The following is a 20,599-nucleotide window of genomic DNA, read 5'->3' on the forward strand; positions in this document are numbered from 1 at the left end:
TTCCAACGTTGAAAGAGCCGCCTGACCGCACCCGTACCGGCGTTCGCCTGTGACGGGTCCCGGTCGAGGGTCTTCGTGCGAGGAAAGGTTCGATGACAAGACAACACATCCGCCCCCGTGTCAGAGGGTGGGCGCTGCTGACCGCGGCGGTCCTGGTGCTGCCTCCCGGCGGCCTGGCCGCCACCGCCTCCGCCGCCGAGCCGGCGGGCCACGCGTCGGCGCTCCCCGCCGCCGGACGCTCCGACGTCGAGGTGCACGGCCTCAAGGGCGAGTACTTCAGCATGTCGGCGCCCGGCGCCCGGGACTTCGCCCAGCTCGGTGGCACGCTGCTGGAGCCACAGATCAACTTCTCCGGCCTCACGAGCACGTTCCAGGAGCTCAACGGCAGGACGGAGCACACGACGGCCCGCTGGACGGGGCAGATCGAGGCGCCGGCCACCGGTGACTACACCTTCCACGCCATCGGCGACAACGGCTTCCGCCTGTTCATCGACGGCGAGCCGGTCATCGACCACTGGGAACCGGACTGGGACCGGGAGCAGACCAGCGCGCCGATCAGACTGGCCGCAGGTGAGAAGCACGACTTCCGCCTGGAGATGTTCCAGGACTACGGCGGCGCCAACATGTTCCTGCGCTGGTCCACGCCCGACCAGCCGAAGCAGCTCGTGCCGATGTCCGCGTTCACCCCGCCGGAGGGCTTCGAGGTCTACCCGGTGGAGATGTCCGTCGCCGCGGACGGACGCCGGCTGCGGGCCCGGTTCGAGGGCCGGGTCGGTGATCTGCGGGCGGTGAAGGAGCACTTGAAGGTCGAGGTCGACACCACGGCCATGCCCCTGAAGTCGGTGACCACCGTCCCCGGCGACCGCGACGCGCTGCAAGTGACGCTCGCCGAGCCCGTCCAGAAGAACCAGCAGGTGCGGGTCACCTACGACGGCGAGGGCGGCCTGACCTCGGGCGGCGAGACCGTACCCAAGGTCATCCGCTACGCCGAGAACGCCTCCACCCACCGGCTCACCACCCCATGGGGCGACCGGCTCGACGAGAAGAACCCGCTGCCGGAGTATCCGCGCCCGCAGCAGGTGCGCGCCCGGTGGAAGAACCTGAACGGCCCCTGGCAGTTCAGCGGCGCCGCGGCCGGCGAGCAGCCCGTGTTCGGCAAGGACCTCGACGAGAAGATCGTCGTGCCGTTCCCGGTCGAGTCGCAGCTGTCCGGGCTGGAGCGGCACGAGGACCACATGTTCTACCGCAAGCTGGTGAACGTGCCGAAGGACTGGAGGGTCGGCAAGGACAGCAGGAGCAACCGCCTGAAGCTCAACTTCGGTGCCGTCGACTACCAGGCACGGGTCTGGGTCAACGGCACGCAGGTGGCCGAACACACCGGCGGCTACGACGCGTTCAGCGCCGACATCACCGACGCGCTGAAGGGCACCGGCCCGCAGGAGGTCGTCGTCGCCGTCACCGACACCGGCGGCGCCGACCAGCCGATGGGCAAGCAGTCGGTCAACCCCGGCGGCATCTTCTACACCCAGTCTTCGGGCATCTGGCAGACCGTGTGGATGGAGCCGGTGGCCACCACTGCCGTCGATAACGTTGTCACCACTCCGGACATCGACACGAGCAGTCTCGCCGTGAAGGTGGAGTCCGAGGGGGCGTCCGCCGGTGCCCGCGTCGAGGCCGTTGCCCGCGACAAGCGGGGCAAGATCGTCGGCAGGGTCAGCGGGCCGGCCAACGCGCAGCTGCGGCTGCCGGTGGCGGACCAGCATCTGTGGAGCCCGGACGACCCCTACCTCTACGACCTCGACGTCAGGCTCACCGACGGCAGGTCGAGCGACAGGGTCGGCAGCTACTTCGGCATGCGCGACATAGGCATCGAGAAGGTCGGCGGTTTCCAGAAGCTGGTACTGAACGGGAAGCCGGTCTTCTCCCTGGCCACGCTCGACCAGGGTTTCTGGCCCGACGGCCTGTACACCGCGCCGAGCGACGAGGCCCTCGCGTTCGACCTCAAGGCGCACAAGCAACTGGGCTTCAACGCCGTCCGCAAGCACATCAAGGTGGAGTCGCCGCGCTGGTTCTACCACGCGGACCGGCTCGGCCTGCTGGTCTGGCAGGACTTCGTCTCCGGGAACATCACGAACGAGACCGGGCGGCGCGCCTTCGTCGACCAGGGCCGGGAAGTGATGCGGGAGCACCACAACTCGCCCTCCGTGATCAGCTGGATCGTCTTCAACGAGGGCTGGGGCGAGTGGGACCGCGCGGAGACCGGCCGGATCGCCGAGTCCGTGAAGCAGGCCGACCCGTCCCGTGTCGTCAACGCCCACAGCGGTGTCAACTGCTGCAACTCGAAGGGTGATTCGGGCAAGGGCGACATCATCGACCACCACGACTACAACAACGAGGACCCGCCGTTCCCCGACCACCGGGCCGCGATGGACGGCGAGCACGGCGGCTTCGTCCTGCGCACGCCGGGCCACATGTGGCCGGGCGCGCCGACGGTGATCTACAGCGGGGTCGCCGACAAGGAGGCGCTGACCCGCAAGTACGTGGAGAACACGGAGGAGTTCTACCTCGACCAGGCCGGGGCGGAACTGTCCGGTTCGGTCTACACCCAGATCACCGACCTGGAGAACGAGCTCAACGGCCTGTACACGTACGACCGCAGGGAGATCAAGGTCGACCCGGTCAGGGTGCGTGAGATCAACCGCAGGGTCCTCGCCGCGGGTGCCGCGGCGGGCGAGCGGCAGCCGCTCAAGGGCGGCGGGCACTGGGCTCTCGACGAGGGCACGGGCACCACCGCGAAGGACGACGGCCCGAACGCCAGGCCCCTGACGCTCACCGAGGGCACCACCTGGACACCGGGCGTCAGCGGCAGCGCGCTGACGTTCGACGGGCAGGGGCAGTACGCCGAGACCGACGGCCCGGTGCTCGACACGACGGGCAGCTACTCCGTGTCCGCGTGGGTGCGGCTGGACGAGCTTCCCGGCAACTACGCCACCGCGGTCAGCCAGGAAACCCGGCGCCAGGCCAGCCCGTTCTACCTCCAGTACGGGCAGGGCGCGTTCGCCTTCAGCACGCCGGGCGGGAATCGCGCCCGGCTGGAGACCACCCCGGAGAAGGGACGCTGGTACCACCTCGTCGGCGTCCGCGACGGCACGGACAACACGATCACGCTGTACGTCGACGGGAAGCCGGCGGCGACCGCCATCGGCGGTGCGGCCTATCCCAGCACCGGTCCGCTCACCGTGGGGCGCGCCCAGTGGGAGGGGAACGCCACCGACTTCTGGGACGGCTCGGTGGACGAGGTGCACGCCTTCGACAAGGCACTCACCGCCGAGGAGGTGAGCGCGCTCCACACGGAGGAGCAGCCGTAGCGGAGCGGTGAGGGAAGGGCCCCGGCGGCAAGCTCCGCGCCGGGGCCCTTCGGCCTGTCGACGGCGCTTTGGGGGCTGCCGGTGAGGCTGGTGACCGGCATGAACTTATGGGCAGGGCAGTGGGCGTGTTCAGGATGAACTCGCCGTTGGTCCCATCGAGTTCGGCGGTGGTCTGCAGGGCGGGGGCGTCGTTGCCCTCGGCGTCCCCGTCGGAGGCGACGAGGGCTTCGGGATGCATGCGGTCTTCAGCGATGCCCTCGACGTCCCGGACGACGTGCCTCTGTCCGTCGTCGAGGAGGTCACCCGACGTACGCCAGGCTTCGCCGGCTGGCAGCAGGAGTCGTGGCTGTACCACTGCGGCGACGGCGCGGCCATGCTCCGCCGGGACCATCGGCGCTACGGCTGGGAGGCGGCGGACAGCGAAGAGTTCCTGCGGGGCCTGGACCGGGCCGGAGAGCCGACCGCCTACCTGTTCCGCTGCTTGCACTGCGGCACGGCGCTGGCGTCCTGGGACATCGGCTGATTCCACGAGAGTGCCAAACCGAAGCGGCGGCGCGTCAGATGGCGCGCCGCCGGGTGTTCGCTCGGGGGCGTTACGTCCGGGTCACGGGGCCCACGGAGCCTCCACGGTCCATGTGGTGTCCTCCGTGAACAGGGCGGGGTTGTCCCAGGTGTGTGTGCCGCCCGGGGTGGCGAGCCACAGCTGGGCGTCGTAGTGGCGCAGGTACTGCTCGGGGAAGTTGTACGCGGACAGCCGCACCCCGCCGTTCGCGCCCCGGACCGGGCAGAAGGTGGCGTCGGCCCGGAAAAGGTCGCCGCTGCCCCCCTCCTTGTAGACGCGGTGCTCGCGGTGACGCAGGTACTCGCCGGGGTAGTTGCGTGATGCGAAGCTGTAGCAGGAGCTGTCGGCGAGGCCGGGGACGATCTTCCAGGTGGCGTCGTTCTTCAGCAGGGCGTCACTGCCGGAGCCGACGACGTCCGTGTAGGCCGCGCCGTCCCGGTGGCGCAGGTAGCGGTCGGTGTAGCCGGGTGTGGTCACGCGCAGCGACCTGTACTGGCCGGCGGGCAGGGTGAGGGGGGCCGTGGCTCCCCGGGAGGCCTCGATGAGTGCGCGGTTGGCCGCCCTGACCCTGGCCTCGTCGACCTTGACGACCTGACGGTCGTAGGTGAGCAGTCCGTTGGCCTCGTTCTCGACGTCGGTGATCTCGGTGTAGACCGAGGCGGACAGACCGCGTGGCATGCGGACCTCGCGGATCGCGTCCAGCAGGCCGACCAGACGGTTGTCGAGATGGGCCGGACTCGGCTGGTCCTCGTAGCTGAAGCCGCCGCCGGGGTACCACTCGTGGCCGGCGACCTTGAAGCCGAGGCCGCCGAACTCGCCGAGGACGGCGGCCCGGGTGGCGCTGGGCACGGTGGTGCCCGGCCCGACGTAGACATGGTGGTCGACGACGTCGCCGTTGCCGCCGTCGACGGCACCGCAGCAGTTGACGCCGCTCATGTTGTTCACCAGGCGGGAGGGGTCGTACGCCTTGACCTCGGTGGCGACGCGGGCCTGGTCGTACTGGCCCCAGCCCTCGTTCTGGTTGACCCACATGATCAGCGAGGGTGAGCTGCGGTGCTGGTCGATGACGCGGTCGTACTCCACCTCCCACTGGGTGCGGGCGGCGGCGTCGGGGGTACGCAGGTCCATGGAGGGCATGTCCTGCCAGACCAGCAGGCCGAGCCGGTCGGCGTGGTAGAACCAGCGCTGCGGCTCGACCTTGATGTGCTTGCGGACCATGTTGAAGCCGAGATCCTTGTGTTTCTGGAGGTCGTGGCGCAGGGCCGCGTCGCTGGGCGCGGTGTAGATGCCGTCCGGCCAGTAGCCCTGGTCGAGCGTGCCGGTCTGGAAGACGAACTTCCCGTTGAGCACCGGCCGCAGCACGCCGTCGACGCGGGCCAGGCCGACGGAGCGCATGCCGGTGTAGCTGCCCACGGAGTCGACGGTCGTGCCGCCGGAGAGCAGGTCGGCCCTCACGTCGTAGAGGAACGGGTCCTCGGGCGTCCACAGGCGGGGTCCGGGGACCGGGACGGTGAACTCCGTGCCGACCGTGCCGGTGGCCGTGCCGACCGTGGTGCCGCCGGCGGAGACGGTGACGCGGGCCTGATGACCGTTCGTACCGGCGCCGCGGACGGTGACCTTCAGGCGGTTGTTCGCGAGGTCCGGGACCATGTCGAGGCGCGCGATGTGCGCGGGCGCCGTGGGTTCGAGCCACACCGTCTGCCAGATCCCGGACGCGGCCGTGTAGAAGATGCCGCCGCCGGGATGCGGGGCCACGTCGCGGATCCGCTGTTTGCCGACGGCCTGGCCTCCGGTCTCGGTGGGGTCCCACACGGACACGACGAGCGTGTTGGTGCCGCCGTTCAGAAGGTCGGTGATGTCGTGGGAGAAGGCGTCGAATCCCCCGCTGTGCACGGCGCCCGCCTGGCGGCCGTTGACCCACACGGTGGTACGCCAGTCGCTGGCACCGAAGTGGAGCTGGACCCGGCGGCCGTTCCATCCGGCCGGGACCGTGAAGGTGCGCTTGTACCAGAGCTTGTCGTTCTGGGTGATGCGGCGCTGGATGCCGGAGAGGGCGGACTCGGCGGCGAACGGGACGCGGATCTGCTCGGTGAAGGACGCGGGCTGGCCGGAGTCCGCGGAGGTCACGGCGAAGTCCCAGATGCCGTTGAGGTTGGCCCAGTCGGGCCGGGTGAGCTGGGGGCGCGGGTACTCCGGGAGGGGGGTGTCGGTGGGCACCTGGTTGGTCCACGGGGTGGTCATGGGGGACGGTTTGGGGGTCCACGCCTGGGGCGCGGCGGTGGCGGTGCCGGTGGCCGAGAGGGCCGTACCGCCGACGAGGGTCAGCGCGGCCAGCGCGGTGGTGGCCCACCGCGCCGCCCGTCTGAGCCAGGCGCCCGGTCGGCGCGGTGCGGGTGACATGGAACGCATCGTGACTCCTTCACTAGTGGGGGTGCGGAGACGTGCGTGTGCGAACGGCGGCCGGGACAGGGGTACCGGCCGCCGGGGTCCGGACGCGGCAGCCGGATCGCACGTCACGGCTGCCACGTCCGGGGCTCACATCAGTTGCCGTCGGCGGCCCAGCCAGGTCTGGGCGACGACGACCACGGCCAGGAAGGCGCCGCTGACGACCTGCTGGTACGACGAGTCGAGGGAGCCGATCTGGTTGATGACGTTCTGGATGACCTTGAGCAGCAGGACGCCGACCAGCGAGCCGCTGACGTACCCGAGACCGCCGGTGAGCAGGGTGCCGCCGATGACGACGGCGGAGATGGCCTCCAGCTCCATGCCGTTGCCGAGGATCGTCACGCCGGAGGCGAGCCAGGCGGCGTTGAGCGCTCCGGCGAGCCCGGCCAGCACTCCGGACAGGGTGTAGACCAGGATCTTGGTCCGGGCGACCGGAGCGCCCATCAGGGCGGCGGCGTCCTCGTTGCCGCCGACCGCATAGACGTGCTGGCCGAAGCGGGTGCGGCGCAGCACCACCGCTCCGGCGGCGAACAGGCCCAGCGTGATCCACACCGGGTTGCCGATGCCGAGGGTGCTGCCCTGGCCCAGTTCGGCGAGGAACGAGCCCTTGCCGATCAGGAAGGTGTCCGCGCCCTCGTCGGTGATGGCCAGCATCAGACCGCGCGCGCCGAGCATGGCGGCCAGCGTGACGATGAACGGGGCGAGCCGGGAGCGCGCCACGAGCAGCCCGTTGACCACGCCGATCAGTCCGCACACCACCAGCGGCAGCAGCAGCGCCACCAGGGTGCCGTGGCGTGACCCCCAGGCGGCGAGGACCCCGCCGAGCGCGAAGAGGGAGCCGACCGACAGGTCGATGCCGCCGGTGATGATCACGAAGGTCATGCCGAGGGCGACGATCGCCAGGAACGCCGAACTGGTCGCCATGTTGCCGATGTTGTCGCCGGTGGCGAAGGAGTCGAAGCTGAACGACGCCACCAGGCAGACGAGCACCAGCACGGCCAGCGCGCCGTGCTGCTGGATCACGGCGCTCAGCCGCTCGGAGCGCGCGGAGCCGACCGGTTCGGTCCCCGGCGACGGCTGCTTGCTCGCGGTGGTCACGGGTGCGTCCGTCCTCGTGGCGCTCATCGCTTCCCCCGTCCCCGAGCCGCGTACACGGCGGCGACGATCACTATGGCCTGGGCGATCTGGGTCCAGGAGGGCGGCAGATCGTGCTTGATGAGGGTGGCCGTCAGCAGCTGGATCAGGACGGCTCCCGCGACGGTGCCGGCGATGTTGACCCGGCCGCCGGTCAGCGGGGTGCCGCCGACGACGACCGCGGTGATGGCGGAGAGTTCCATCAGGTTGCCGAGGGAGGTGGGGTCGCTCGCCTGGAGGCGGGCGGTCGCGAGGACGCCGGCGACGGCGGCGAGCAGGGCGCAGACGACGTACACGATGATCAGCACGCGGCGCACGGGCAGCCCGGCGAGCTGTGCGGCGGGGCGGCTGTCGCCGATCGCCAGCAGTTGGCGGCCGAAGGTGGTGCGGCGGACCACGAAGGCCAGCAGCAGCGCCAGTCCGGCGGCGATCAGGATCAGGTACGGGATGCCGAGGAGGTCGCCCGAGCCGAGGGAGGCCAGCGCCGGATTGCGCAGGTCCTCCAGCTGAGGCAGCAGGACCAGGGCCAAGCCGCGGCCGCCGACCATGAGGGCCAGGGTCGCGACGATCGGCTGCACCCCGACGAACGCCACCAGTGCGCCGTTGGCGAGGCCGACGGCGGCCGCGAACACCGCCACCACCAGCAAGGCGGGCAGCAGGCCGTAGCCGAGGTAGAGGGCGGTGACGGAGGCCGCCAGCGCCATCACGGCGCCCACCGACAGGTCCACGCCCTCGGTGCCGATGACCAGGGCCATGCCGAGGGCGACGATGATCACGGGCGCGACCTGCACGGCCTGGGTGCGGAAGTTCTCCGCGGACAGGAAGTGCGGGGTGATGACGACGTTGACGACGAGCAGGACGGCGACTCCGGCGTAGACGCCGTAGGTCTGCAGCCACTGCAGGGCGCGGGCCTTGTCCAAGGGAGCGGAGCGCAGGGCGGCTTCAGCCATCGCTCGCCGCCTCCTCGGTCAGGTGCGGCGCGGGGGCGTCCCCGGCGATGGTCCGCATCAGCTTGTCCTCGGTGACGTCGTCGCCGGTCAGCTCTCCGACGACGGCACCGTCCTTCAGTACGACCACGCGGTCGGACCCTTCGATCAGTTCCTCCAGGTCGGAGGAGATGAGCAGGACGCCCAGGCCGTCGGCGGCCAGTTCGTCGACGAGCTTTTGCACCTCGGCCTTCGCGCCGACGTCGATGCCGCGGGTGGGCTCGTCCAGGAGCAGCACCTTGGGGTTCATCGCCAGCCAGCGGGCGAGCAGCACCTTCTGCTGGTTGCCGCCGGACAGTTCGCCGACCTTCTGCTGCGGCGAGGACGCCTTGATGCGCAGCCGCTTCATGAAGGTGTCCACGATGCCGTCGACACGGGACTCGGAGACCAGGCCGAAACGGGACAGGCGGGGCAGGACGGCGAGCGCGATGTTCTCGCGGACCGACAGGCCGGGGACGATGCCCTCGCTCTTGCGGTCCTCCGGCAGCAGGCTGACGCCGGCCCGGATGGCGGCCGGTGTCGAACCGCCGCGCAGCGGCACACCGGCCACGGTCACCCGGCCCGAACGCACCGGCAGCGCACCGGAGACGGCCTTCGCCGTCTCGGTCCGGCCGGAGCCGAGCAGGCCGCCCAGTCCGACGACCTCGCCCGGCCGGATGCTCAGGGAGACACCGTGCAGCTGGTGCGGCACCGCCAGTTCCTGTGCCTCCAGCACCGGTCGACCGCCGGTCGCGCCGTGGTCGCCGGTGAACTTCGTCAGGCCCTCCTTGCGGACCTCGCCCAGGTCCCGGCCGAGCATGGTGGACACCAGGGTGAGCCGGTCGAGGTCGGCCAGCCGCCCGTGGTGGACCCGGCGCCCGTCGCGCAGCACGGTGACGGTGCTGCACACGGCGTAGAGCTCGTCCAGGCGGTGGCTGACGTAGACGACCGCGATGCCCGCGTCGCGCAGCCGCCGGATCACCGAGAACAGGGTCTCCACCTCGCGCGGTTCGAGGGAGGAGGTCGGCTCGTCCATGACGACGATCCGCGCGTCGGTGGCCACGGCGCGGGCCAGCGCCACCATCTGCTGGGCGCCGACGCCGAGGGTGCGCAGCGGCCGCCGGACGTCCACCCGGACCCCGTAGGCGCGCAGGGCCTCCTCGGCCTCGCGGTTCATGCGGGCGATGTCCAGCACGCCGAGGCGGGTGCGCGGCTCCCGGCCCAGGAAGAGGTTGCGGGCCACGCTGAGCAGCGGGATCAGGTTGACCTCTTGGTAGATCGTCGAGATGCCCGCCTTCTGCGCCTCCAAGGGGGTGGCGAAGGCGACCTGGCGGCCCTGGAAGGTGATCTCGCCGGCGTCGGGCCGGTACACGCCGGTCAGGAGCTTGATGAGGGTCGACTTGCCGGCGCCGTTCTCGCCGATGAGGGCGTGGACCTCGCCCGCGTGCAGGGTGAGGTCCACGTCGTCCAGGGCCCGGACGCCGGGGAAGGTCTTGCTCAGGCCGCGGACGGCGAGGACTTCGGCGGGTGGTGCCGCCACCTGTGCCTCCATGAGGAAGTGTTCGAGGGAGGACGGTGGGGGCCCGGACGGCGCGTCCGGGCCCCACGAGGGATCAGTAGGCCTTGCCGATGTCCGCCTTGGCGTTGTCGCCGGTGTAGGCGCCGTCCTCGATGACGATGTCCTGGGCGACTTCCTCGCCCTTGGTGAAGGTGTCCAGGGTCTGGAACGCCAGCGGGCCGAAGCGCGGGTTGGACTCGATGACGCCGCTGATCCAGCCGTCGACGATGCCCTGGACGGCGTTGCGGGTACCGTCCACCGTGACGATCTTGACGTCACCGGGCTTCTTCCCGGCGCCCTTGAGCGCGGCCACCGCGCCCAGGCCCATCTCGTCGTTCTCCGCGTAGATGCCCTTGATGCCGGGCTTGGACTGGATGAGCTGCTCGGTGACCTGCTGGCCCTTCTCCCGGGCGAAGTCGCCGGTCTGCTCGAACACCACCTTCAGGCCAGGGGCCTTCGCGGCGATCTGGTCCTTGAAGCCCTTGGTGCGCTCGGTGGTGACGTTGTTGCCGGCCGAGCCGAGCAGGATCGCGACCTCGCCCTTGCCGCCGGTGGCCTCGATCATCTGGTCGGCGGCGCGCCGGCCCTGCTCGACGAAGTCCGAGGCGATGAAGGAGACGTAGTCCTTGCAGGCGGTGGCGTTGATCTTGCGGTCGATCGTGACGATCGGGACCTTCTTGGCGGCCGCGGCCTGCAGCACCGGGTCCCAGCCGTCGGAGTTGAGCGGGGCGATGACCAGCAGGTCGGCGCCCTTGGCGAGCAGGTCCTGGACGTCGCTGATCTGCTTGGAGAACTGCGACTGGGCGTTGGCCGTCAGCAACGTGACGCCCCGCTTCTCGGCCTCGTCCTTGATGGACTGGGTCTCGGCGATGCGGAACGGGTTGGCCTCCTTCTCCGACTGGGAGAAGCCGACCGTCGCGTCCTTCAGGTCCAGCTTCTCGCCGCCGTAGGCGTCGACGGTGCAGGTCTTGCCGCCCGGCTTGGGCGTGGCGACCTTCTGCTCGGCGCCGGCGGCCGGCGGGGACTTGGTGTCCTTCGACGCGTCGTCCTCCGACTTGGCACAGGCGGTGGCGGTCAGGGCCACCGCGGCGGCCAGGGCCACGACCGTGGGTCGGGCGAGGAGGCGAGGACGGTGAGTTGTGCGCTGCATGGTGACCCCGATCCGGGCGACGCTGAAAAGGGAACAAGGGGGTGCGGCTCAGTGCGCGAACACTGCTCCCCCTCCGGCGGAAAGTCTTGGCAGGTCCGCCGCAAGGAGGTTTTTACATCGTTGGAAGGATGCTGTAAACCCCCTCTGCACGGGGGCACTTGGACAGCGACGACGCGGAACCCGCCGCTGGGGCGGCCGTGTTACCGGCACCCCAGGGTGCTCTCCCGCTCCACCAGGCTGTAGTCGGCCCAGATCCGCCGGGGTTCGGGAGCCGCGCCGTTGAGCCGCGCGAGCACCGACTCGACGGCGAGCCTGCCGATGGCCTCCTTGTCGGGTGACACCGAGGTGAGGGTGACCGCGCCGAAACGCCCCTCGACCACGTCGTCGAAGCCGACTACGGCGATGTCCTCGGGAATCCGCAGCCCTCGCTCGTGCAGCGCCCGCATGGCGCCGATGGCCATCGGGTCGTTGTAGGCGAACACCGCGTCGGGGCGGCGCCCGCTGTCCAGGATGCGGGTCATGGCGGCGGCGCCGTCCGCGTGCCCCCAGCCGACGGTCTCGGCCACCAGGCCGTCGTCGGCGGGGAGTCCGGCCGAGGTCAACTCCTCGCGCCAGCCGCGCACGCGCAGTTGGGCCGGCTCGCTGCGGCCGCGCCGGGCGCCGATGAAGGCCACCTCGCGGCGGCCCAGTCCGACCAGGTGCCGGACGGCGGCGCGGGCTGCCGCGACGTTGTCGATGGCGATGTGGTCGTAGGGCAGGTCGTACTCCCGCTCGCCGAGCAGCACCAGCGGCACCTGCTCCGTACGGTCGCGCAGGTCGTCGGTCTCCAGCTCGATGGGGCTGAGGATGAGCCCGTCGATGACGCGGGCCCGGAAGCCCTGACTGACCAGGACCTCCTGCTCGCGGCGGCCGCCGGTGTGGTCCAGCAGCACGATGTAGTCGTGCGCGGCGGCGGCGTTGATGACGGCGGCGGTGAGTTCGGCGAAGTACGGGTTGCCCAGTTCGGGCAGGGCGAGCGCGATGATGCCCGTACGGCCCTTGCGCAGGTGCCGGGCGGTCAGGTTGGGCTGGTAGCCGAGAGCGTCGATGGATCGCTGGACGCGTTCGCGCATGGCCGGTGTGACGTGCTGGTAGTTGTTCACCACGTTGGAGACGGTCTTGATGGAGACCCCAGCGTGCGCGGCGACGTCCTTGAGGCTGACCCGCACGGCATTCCCTTCGAAGTGGCCCGACTCGGGTGGTCGGTGCGGGTGCGTGTCGTCACCGTGAGCCGTGCGCCGAGTCCCTGTGGGTGATCTTTACAACGTTATATATCCGCGATCGGGGCGCTGACAAGGCACCGGTCGGCACCTTACGGAAGGAGGCACGGCTGTGGACGAGTGCGCCGGGGGCGACTGCGACGGTGGGTGCCGCTCGGCGGCGGGAGGCCGGGCTGGTCAGGCCCTTTCCCGGTGCAACCCTGCTTCACCCCGACCAACGCCTCCTGGGCGAACCCGATCGAGGCACACTACGGGCCGCTGCGGCAGTTCACCATGGCCAACTCCCACCATGCGAACCACACCGTCCAGACCCGCGCAGTGCACGCCTACCTGCGCCGGCGCAACGTCAATGCCCGCCACCCCGACGTCCTCGCCGCTCAGCGCCGCGAACGCGCCCGCATCCGCAGCGAGAAGGGCCTCCGCTGGGGCGGGCGCCCACTTGCTGCCGCAGCCTGACCATCGCGCCGGATGCCCCGGCTGCTCAGCGTTGGCCGTGCACCTCCCCATCAAACGGGTGGAACCCGGCGGGCAGGAACCTCGAAGACGAGTTCGAGACCGTCCTCCTCATCCCACTGCTCTCCGACCTCAACGAAGCCGAAGCCCGAGATCGTGGCCAGGGATGCCACGTTGTCGGGGCTGATCGTCGCCCGCACAGTCGTGACTGCGGTTTCGGCCGCTGCCCGGCGGAGCAACTCGATCAGCACGGATCGGGCATATCCCTGGCGACGGAAGTCGGGAGCAAGGGAATAGCCGATCTCGACCATGCCGACCTCATCAGGCGGTCCATGGAACCCGGCATGTCCGACGACGAGTTCCTTGTCGCCGACGACCGCCCACCGCACCATCCACCGCGCATGGCCGGGATCGGCGGCCGTCTGGTCGAGCCGGAACCGCCACAGCCACCGTGCTCTATCGGTCACGAAGTACTCGGTCAGCGAAACCCCCGCCACACTGCTGGCTCCGGACAGGTCTCCGTCGAGCAAAGCGGACATCGCCCCGCCGGGCAGCTCGACAAGATGGACATGTCTCCGGCTGCGCGTGAATGGCCCCCAGTAGTCGGCTTCATCTGTCACCTGCGGATGCTCGCCCACTAACCCAAAGGGCGTCCAATGAGTTCGAAGCAGCCTCGCAGCCACCCCGCGACGTCATCCACCACTGCGACCCCACCCGGTGAACCTTCCCGGTCACAGCAGTAGCAGGCGCTTCGAGCTTCCCAACAGGCGGGTCGACCACTATCAGAGACTACGTTTTATAGCCTGGCGATCGGTTCGGACCGGTGAGGAGCTGAAGGTGGACGTCGAAAAACGGCATGCCGGAATCCGGCTTCCTGAGGGTTCCTAGTGGGACTGGGATGTCATCGCCTGGAACGCCGGGGAGTTCCGGCTCGCTGCTGGCCATGATCTGACCTATCACCACGGTCTGGAGCTGGCCTTCACCGATCCGGCCTTCGTGAGCTGCCCGTCGAGCTTTCAAGATCCGACGTTCCGTCCCCCGTCACCTGACGAGTTGCACACGGTCACTCGTCAACTGGGCCTGGAACCAACGGTCATGGTGGCCTTCGACGCGGATGCCGGCGGGTCGGAGCGTGTCTCGTGCGTTGTCGCCGCCGAGCGACTCGAGATCGTCGAGGAGACGGTCTTGAGGTACTGGCGCGAGGACGCGGCACCTGGCCAGCGCTTTGCTCCGTGGGTGCGGCCACCGGGCTGAAGGGTGTCGCAGAAGGTCTTCCTCGAACAGCGGGCGGCAGCGGCCGTCCGCGCTCAGGTGGAGCTTGGTGGTGAGCCCACCCCGGCCGGCGGCCCAGGCCCTCACCTCCAGCACAACCTTCGCCCTATTGTTCTGGGGTTTTGGCTCCCTTTGAGCCGGGTGCCGGAGGCGGATCGGTGCGCGCGCCAGCCGTGTGTTGGTCAGCGCGGACGATGGTGGAGTGGGCCGAGACGTCCCAGTCGATCTCACCGGCGGCATCGGCGGCGGCCCGACCTGCGGAAGCAGACGCTCCCATGTTCCGTAAGCCGACCAGAGCCGGTGGCGTTCATGGACGGTCTTCCGCGGACGGAACCGCTCGGGCAGATCACGCCGTCGCGCCCCGGCCGCACCGGCGCGGAATCCCGTCGTTCACCTGCCGGTGATCCCGCCACCGACCACATCGACCGTTACCAACCGGCAGGAACGGCCGCAGTCGTTCCCACTCCGCATCACTGAGATCTCACCCCGCCCCATACCCAGACCGACGAACGATCCGGACACGAGGCAGTCACATGATCACCCGGACGTCACGCTCGTCCACGACACCGGTACGACCCGTACCGGCTCGGTGGTGGTCTTCGAGGACCTGTATGGCCACCGCTGGGACCTGTTCCAGCCGGCGACTGCCTGACCCCGCCGCCCGCCCGGCGCGGCGTGCTCCCCGTCTCGGCGGAGCGGGCGGCGGGGTCCGTCAGTTCCCCGGCAGCGGGAAGGCGACGGGGCTCCGCTTGCCGTCGCGATTGACCGCCCGTACGCCGAAGAAGACGTTGTCCTTGGACAGGTCCACCGTGTGCGTGGTCGTGAGGCCGACCTTGATCACATGTGTCCACACGGCCTCGGTGGTCTCGCGCCACACCACCTCGTAGCCAGCCAGGTCCGGCTCCGTGCCGAGCGCCCATTTCAACTCGGTGTCGTTGGTGAGGTTGCTCGTGACGATGCGGACCTCGCGCGGCGTCCCCGGGGCCTGCGCCAGGGTCCACAGCACCGCGCCGTTCACCCGCGTCACGCGGGCGATGTAGTCGAAGTCGCAGAACTCGGGCAGGTCGCCGTACTGCTTGCCGTCCTCCACGCGTACGTCCTGGTGCTGGTGCGCGAAGTCCTCGGCCGGTTCGGTGAACCGGGCCGCCGGGTAGCCCCGTTCGAGGAACGGGATGTGGTCGCCGCCCCGCAGATACCGGTCGCGCCGGTAGACCACGCGGACCTTCATGCCGGTCGCCTCGTTGCTCCCGACGTCGCTGACGAAACGGGCGAGCTGCCGGGTCGCCGAGTCGTTCTCGCCGCCCACGGAGCGGCGGGTGTTGGCCTGTGCCGGGGTCTCGGACGTCGGCACCCCCTCCGTGAACAGGCGCACCGTGTACGGATCCTTGGTGCCGTCGTCGGCGCGCGAGCTGCCGATGATGTCGTTGGTGAACATGCCCTGGACATCCACGCCCGCCGCCTTGAACTGCTCGGCGGCGTAACCAGATCCGTACAGCCCCTGTTCCTCACCGGCGACCGCCATGAACACGATCGTCGCCGCCGGGCGCCGCTTGGCCATCACCCGTGCCAGCTCCATGACGAGCGCCACACCTGACGCGTCGTCATCGGCGCCGGGCGCGTCGCTGGTCGCGTCCATGACGTCGGTGGCCCTCGAGTCGTAATGCCCGGCGACGACGTACACCCGGTCGGGGTCGACCGAACCGCGCAGCGTGGCGACCACGTTGGTGATCCGCGTCGCCACCGGGATACGCGAGGCGGGTTCCTGGATGTACGACTGGAGTTCGGCGGTCATCCGGCCCCCGGACACCGCCGCGTACTTCCTCATCTCGGCCAGGATCCAGTCACGCGCGGCGCCGATTCCGCGCTTGGGGTCGTCCTGAACCGACAGCGTGTGCCGGGTCCCGAACGCCGCGAGACGCCGGACGGTCGCCTCGATGCGGTCCGCGTCGATCTCCTTGAGCAGCGTGCGCAACTCCCGGTCGGGCGCCTGCGTGGTGGCGGCCCCGCCGCCATGCCCCGGACCGCCCTCGCGAGGCGCGGCGGCGGCCTGCCCGGCGGAGGTGATCACGGGTACGCCGGCTGCCGTCGCGGCGGCCGAGGCGAGAACGGTCCTTCTACGCGGCATTCCAGCGGACTGCTCGGGCATGGAAAGTCCCTTCCGAAAACGATGAACGGCGCTTCATCGTCATGGACAGGCCAACCCCGCACAAGGCCCCCGCGACCGAACGTCCGTTCAGTGCGAAAGGTCCAGCTCCACGCGTACGGTCCTGCCCACCGGCACGGCACCCGGTCCAGCACCTCCCACCGGCTAGGCGCCGCCGCGAGCCGCAGCCTCAACTCGGAGTCGCGGCCGGGGACTCGTCCGTGGGTCGAGGCGTTGGCCGCCGACTCCGGCGACAACGAGCGCGGCGGTTTCCGACGCCTCGGAACCATGGGGGATGTCCCGCGCGTGCAGTTGATGCAGCGCCGGCTTCCGGGCGAGCCGCGCACCGAGGACGTGGCGCTGGAGGCAGTCACATGGTCGCCCGGACAGGCCCTGGTGGGACTTGCTGCATCCGCTGACACGACGCACCGTGAACGGAAGACCGCGCGTGCATGACCGCAGGGTCATCAACGGCGTGGTCCACAAGCTCCGTACAGGCATCACGTGGCAGGTGCAACGGGAGCGTGGTCGCCGAGGCAGCGCCGGTGGCCGCCCGAACCGGGAGACCTACCGGCGCCTCCATGCCGTCGACCGGTGTTTCATCAGATTGAAGGCTTCCCAGGCATCGCCACCCGCAACGACAAGGCCGCCGCCTCGAGGACGGTCAGAGGGGAGCCAGGCGGGACTTGAGGAGGCAGAACTCGTTGCCTTCGGGATCGGCCAGGACGTGCCACTGCTCCTGGCCGGTCTGGCCGATGTCGGCGCGGCGCGCACCGAGCTTCAGGAGGCGTTCGAGTTCGGCGTCCTGATCGCGGTCGGTGGCGTTGACGTCGATGTGCAGCCGGGACTTTCCGGGCTCCGGCTCGTCCCTGCGGCTGAGGATGATCGTCGGCTGCGGCCCGCCGAAGCCCTCGCGCGGGCCGATCTCCAGGCTTCCGTCGTCCTCGCGGTCGAGCACCACGAAGTCCAGGACCTCGCACCAGAACCGCGCCAGCACCTCGGGGTCGCGGCAACCGAGGACGAGTTCACTGATACGACATGCCATGGACGAGACCTACTCTCCGTGTGGGGACTACCAGGGTGCCGGGCGAACCGAGCGGTGGCGAATCGTTTTACGGCTCTTGAGTCGACCGAACGTCATAGTAGGCGGCTGTCTGGCCGACCCGGTCTGCCCTTGAGTGGCTGACCGACTTGCCCCCGTGAGATGAAGGGGTATGCGAGGGAAGGCCAAGCCTCCGCGCGGGCAGGCTTTGACTATGAGTCTCCAACCCACCGACGTATCCAGCCCCTCCTGGCTGGGCAAGCCGATCGACGTTCGCCCGCTGTTCGGGCCCGAACTGGCGTCGCTCCTCGACGTGCTACGCGGCCTGCGGCGCGATGAATGGAGCAGGGCTGCGGTTCCAGGCTGGACCGTCCATGACCTCGCCGCCCACATCCTCGGCGACTACCACGGCCGTCTCGGCTGGAGCACGGAGAGCCACCAGCGCACCAAGGCGGCTGGAGAGACCCTGGAAGCGTTCATCCACCGGGTCAACCAGGAATGGATCGACCTCCACGCCGATCACGGTCCCGCAGAGCTCATCGAGGCCCTGGAATTGGCCGGAACCCAGGTCGCCCGTCAATTCGAGGGCACCGACCTCGGCGCAATGGGCCTGGGGGTGTCCTGGGCAGGGGCCGATCCAGCGCCCAAGTGGCTGGACATCGCCCGGGAGTTCACCGAGTACTGGACCCACCGCCAGCAGATCCGGCACGCCACCGGCCAGGACACCGACCCGGGGCCCGACGCCCTGTTCGCGGTCCTTGACACCTTTATGCGGGCCTTGCCCCACACACTGCGTCATACGCCCGCACCCGCCGGGACACAACTCCAGGTGGTCATCGGTGAGCCGGCCGTCGGCATGTGGGCCGTGACCGCCACTGCGGACCGCTGGTCACTGGCCGAAGCACCCAGCGGCCGGCCGACCGCGACAGTGCGGCTGGACACGGAGACCGCGTGGCGACTCTGCACCCGCGGCATCGATCCCGGCACTGCCCTTGCCCGTGCCCGCATCGGCGGACAGCGCCAGCTCGCGGAAGCCGCCTGCCAGATCGTGTCCATCGTCTACTGATGAACACTGTGCGTCGAGGTCCACGGAAAACGATCAGCTGGGCGGTCAGGCGGAGTCCGTATGGGACTTGCGGGCGAGCAGGTGGATCTCCTGGAACTGCCGTCGGTCCGTGGGCTGGGGCGCGCGCACCGTCCGAGCCACCTCCGCCAACCCGGTCGCGCGCAGCATCGCGGCGAGACGATCGGGCCACCACCGGTACGCGGGCGCGACCGCGTGATCGAAGACCTGCGTCGGGCGGGACGGGTCGTCGCCCGCCCAGAAGCCGAGGAGGAGATGGCCGCCAGGTGCCAGCACCCGCGCGAACTCGGCGAAAACGGCCAGCAGTTCCTCGGGTGGCGTGTGGATGATGGACCAGCGCGAGAGTACGCCGTCCAGCACCCCCTCGGCGAGGTCGAGCGCCGCCATCGAGCCCACCTCGAACCGCAGCCGCGGATAGGTCTGCCGGGCCAGCTCGATCATCGCAGGTGAGGCGTCCACACCGAACGCCTCCAGCTCCAGCCCGTCCAGATGGGCGGTGACATGGCCGGGCCCACACCCGAGGTCCGCGACCCGGCGGTCCCCCCGCGTCCGGACGACCTCCGCGAAGACTCCCAGCATCGCCCGGTCCAGAGGGCTGTCGCGCAGTATGTCGCGGAACAGCCGCGCATAGGTGGGGGCGACGGCGTCGTAGGCGTCGCGGGTGGCACGGAGGGCATCGTGTTCGACCATGGTCGCGACGGTAGTTCCTGACGCCGCGGCGAACCGAGGGAATGACGGCTTCCGCCCGGGGCGGAACGCCGGAGCCGGAGGTCAGTCCGCGTACACGGCTACCAGACACAGCGCCGCGAACAGCAGGACGGACGCGCCGAGCAGCGTGAGCGCCGCCGGAACCGCCGCCGTCAGCGGCTCCCTGCCCTTGCGTCGGCCCGAGCGGAACATCTTGCGGGACAGGACGAGGGGCAGCGCCATCAGGAGCAGGAAGACCAGCGGCGCCGCGAACCGGCTGAAGGCGGTGGCGCCGGGCTCGGTGACCGATTGCCAGGCGGTCGTACCGAGGACGAACGCCGGTCCGGCCAGCAGGCCGAGCGAGAGGACCGACGCCACGGCGACGGCCAGCCCTTCGGTCAGACGTTCGGCACGTGTGCGCTCCCGACTCCCCACCGATGTCTCGCCGTACCCCATGCCCATCCCCCATGTCCCGCCGTGCGAGGTCACTCGGCACAAGGCGATCATCGCATGCCGGTCACCCGCTCGGCCTCGGGCTGTACCCAGTGCGCGCAGCGCCCATGGTCGCTCATTGGCCCAAGATCTACCTCGTTCGGTGGCCCAGGCGGACGGGTCACCGCGGGGATACGGTCGCCATGTGACCACCGCCGCCGGCCGGCGCGTCCGTGCATGGCTATGCGGTGGTTCGGCTCGGCCCGGGACCGACCGGACGTCCGCCCACGGCCCCGCGTCTCGATCAGCTGAAGGAACCACGCCATGCCTGACAATTCCCCGACCCCCAGCCCGCACCCGGCGACGGCCGGCATCTCCCTCGACGACCTGAAGGTCCCGGACACCGCGGCCTCGGCCGCCGCGCTGGAGCTGGCGTCCGCCTACCAGTCCCCCGCGCTCCTGAACCACTCCGTCCGGGCCTACGTGTGGGCGGCCGCCCGCGCCGCGGCGCAGGGCATCGATGTCGACTCCGAGCTCCTCTACGTGGCTGCCCTGTTGCACGACATGGCGCTGGTGACGGAGTTCGACAACCACACCCTGTCGTTCGAGGTGGCCGGCGGCCACGTGGCGCGGGTGTTCGGCGCCGGCGCGGGGTGGCCGGCGGAGCGCCGTGAACGGCTGGCAGAGGTCATCGTCCGCCACATGTGGCCCGAGGTCGACGTCTCCCTGGATCCCGAAGGACACGTGCTCTGCCGCGCGACGGCCCTGGAGATCGTCGGCAGGGACGCGGACGACTTCGCCCCGGAGTTCAGGACCGCGGTCCTCGGACGCTATCCCCGACTCGGTCTCGCGGCGGAGTTCCTGACGTGCTTCCAGGACCAGGCGCGGCGCAAGACCGACAGTTCGGCGGCGGGGGCCGTGCGCTCCGGCCTCCAGGCCAGGATGGCGGACAACCCGTTGGATCTGGACCAGGACATGGTCCTGAACCAGGACCTGGACCGGGACCCGCCCGCGGGTGATCGCTGAAGCCGCCGCGGCCCGGCGC

15 protein-coding genes and 1 pseudogene are annotated in these 20,599 nt (G+C 70.1%); 5 read left to right on the plus strand and 11 right to left on the minus strand.

Annotation, left to right across the window (positions count from 1 at the left end; translation table 11 throughout):
• Positions 1-92 precede the first annotated feature (92 nt).
• Both ACZ7LV_RS17060 and ACZ7LV_RS17065 read left to right on the plus strand, forming a co-directional pair.
• On the plus strand, positions 93-3,368 hold the full coding sequence (locus ACZ7LV_RS17060; RefSeq protein WP_471940096.1) for a LamG-like jellyroll fold domain-containing protein: 3,276 nt from the start codon (positions 93-95) through the stop codon (positions 3,366-3,368).
• Between the two features lie 232 nt (positions 3,369-3,600).
• Positions 3,601-3,891, plus strand: a complete 291-nt coding sequence (locus tag ACZ7LV_RS17065; protein ID WP_471940097.1) for a CbrC family protein — start codon at positions 3,601-3,603, stop codon at positions 3,889-3,891.
• An 81-nt stretch (positions 3,892-3,972) separates the two neighbouring features.
• On the opposite strand, the gene ACZ7LV_RS17070 is transcribed toward ACZ7LV_RS17065, so the two are convergent.
• The 6 genes from ACZ7LV_RS17070 to ACZ7LV_RS17095 form a co-directional block, all read right to left on the minus strand.
• Positions 3,973-6,330, minus strand: a complete 2,358-nt coding sequence (locus tag ACZ7LV_RS17070; RefSeq protein WP_471940099.1) for an AbfB domain-containing protein — start codon at positions 6,328-6,330, stop codon at positions 3,973-3,975.
• A gap of 135 nt (positions 6,331-6,465) precedes the next feature.
• The gene (locus tag ACZ7LV_RS17075) at positions 6,466-7,500 is read right to left on the minus strand and encodes an ABC transporter permease (protein WP_471940101.1); all 1,035 of its coding nucleotides are present in this window, start codon (positions 7,498-7,500) and stop codon (positions 6,466-6,468) included.
• Positions 7,497-8,459 carry an ABC transporter permease gene (locus ACZ7LV_RS17080; RefSeq protein WP_471940103.1) on the minus strand — a complete coding sequence of 321 codons (963 nt, stop codon included), beginning with the start codon at positions 8,457-8,459 and terminating at the stop codon, positions 7,497-7,499. Before ACZ7LV_RS17080 ends, ACZ7LV_RS17075 begins: the two co-directional genes overlap by 4 nt.
• Positions 8,452-10,026, minus strand: coding sequence for a sugar ABC transporter ATP-binding protein (locus tag ACZ7LV_RS17085; RefSeq protein WP_471940105.1), 1,575 nt, complete (start codon positions 10,024-10,026; stop codon positions 8,452-8,454). The genes ACZ7LV_RS17080 and ACZ7LV_RS17085 overlap by 8 nt, the downstream gene beginning before the upstream one ends.
• Positions 10,027-10,087: 61 nt before the next feature.
• Complete coding sequence (locus ACZ7LV_RS17090) at positions 10,088-11,182, minus strand: ABC transporter substrate-binding protein (RefSeq protein WP_471940107.1); 1,095 nt, start codon at positions 11,180-11,182, stop codon at positions 10,088-10,090.
• A 200-nt stretch (positions 11,183-11,382) separates the two neighbouring features.
• Positions 11,383-12,390, minus strand: coding sequence for a LacI family DNA-binding transcriptional regulator (locus ACZ7LV_RS17095; RefSeq protein WP_471940109.1), 1,008 nt, complete (start codon positions 12,388-12,390; stop codon positions 11,383-11,385).
• A 243-nt stretch (positions 12,391-12,633) separates the two neighbouring features.
• On the opposite strand from ACZ7LV_RS17095, the pseudogene ACZ7LV_RS17100 reads away from it, so the two are divergent.
• A pseudogene (locus tag ACZ7LV_RS17100) lies at positions 12,634-12,897 on the plus strand (IS630 family transposase); the annotation flags it as partial.
• A gap of 50 nt (positions 12,898-12,947) precedes the next feature.
• Here ACZ7LV_RS17100 and ACZ7LV_RS17105 read toward each other — a convergent pair.
• From ACZ7LV_RS17105 to ACZ7LV_RS17115, 3 genes are all read right to left on the minus strand, one after another.
• Positions 12,948-13,433: a GNAT family N-acetyltransferase gene (locus tag ACZ7LV_RS17105; RefSeq protein WP_471940482.1), complete on the minus strand. Its 486-nt coding sequence runs from the start codon at positions 13,431-13,433 to the stop codon at positions 12,948-12,950.
• Positions 13,434-14,878: 1,445 nt separating this feature from the next.
• The gene (locus ACZ7LV_RS17110) at positions 14,879-16,312 is read right to left on the minus strand and encodes a M20/M25/M40 family metallo-hydrolase (RefSeq protein ID WP_471940111.1); all 1,434 of its coding nucleotides are present in this window, start codon (positions 16,310-16,312) and stop codon (positions 14,879-14,881) included.
• 661 nt (positions 16,313-16,973) lie between these two features.
• Positions 16,974-17,354 carry a VOC family protein gene (locus ACZ7LV_RS17115; protein WP_471940113.1) on the minus strand — a complete coding sequence of 127 codons (381 nt, stop codon included), beginning with the start codon at positions 17,352-17,354 and terminating at the stop codon, positions 16,974-16,976.
• Positions 17,355-17,565: 211 nt separating this feature from the next.
• Between ACZ7LV_RS17115 and ACZ7LV_RS17120 the strand changes: the two genes are divergently transcribed.
• Positions 17,566-18,417, plus strand: a complete 852-nt coding sequence (locus tag ACZ7LV_RS17120) for a maleylpyruvate isomerase family mycothiol-dependent enzyme (RefSeq protein ID WP_471940115.1) — start codon at positions 17,566-17,568, stop codon at positions 18,415-18,417.
• Positions 18,418-18,462: 45 nt separating this feature from the next.
• Here ACZ7LV_RS17120 and ACZ7LV_RS17125 read toward each other — a convergent pair whose 3' ends face one another.
• Positions 18,463-19,125, minus strand: coding sequence for a class I SAM-dependent methyltransferase (locus tag ACZ7LV_RS17125; protein WP_471940116.1), 663 nt, complete (start codon positions 19,123-19,125; stop codon positions 18,463-18,465).
• Between the two features lie 81 nt (positions 19,126-19,206).
• Positions 19,207-19,578, minus strand: a complete 372-nt coding sequence (locus ACZ7LV_RS17130; RefSeq protein ID WP_471940118.1) for a hypothetical protein — start codon at positions 19,576-19,578, stop codon at positions 19,207-19,209.
• Between the two features lie 300 nt (positions 19,579-19,878).
• Here ACZ7LV_RS17130 and ACZ7LV_RS17135 point away from each other — a divergent pair, with 300 nt between their 5' ends.
• A complete protein-coding gene (locus ACZ7LV_RS17135; RefSeq protein ID WP_471940120.1) occupies positions 19,879-20,580 on the plus strand; it encodes an HD domain-containing protein in 702 nt (233 codons plus the stop codon).
• Positions 20,581-20,599: the final 19 nt, after the last annotated feature.

The organism is Streptomyces sp. NPDC107562, assembly GCF_055657325.1.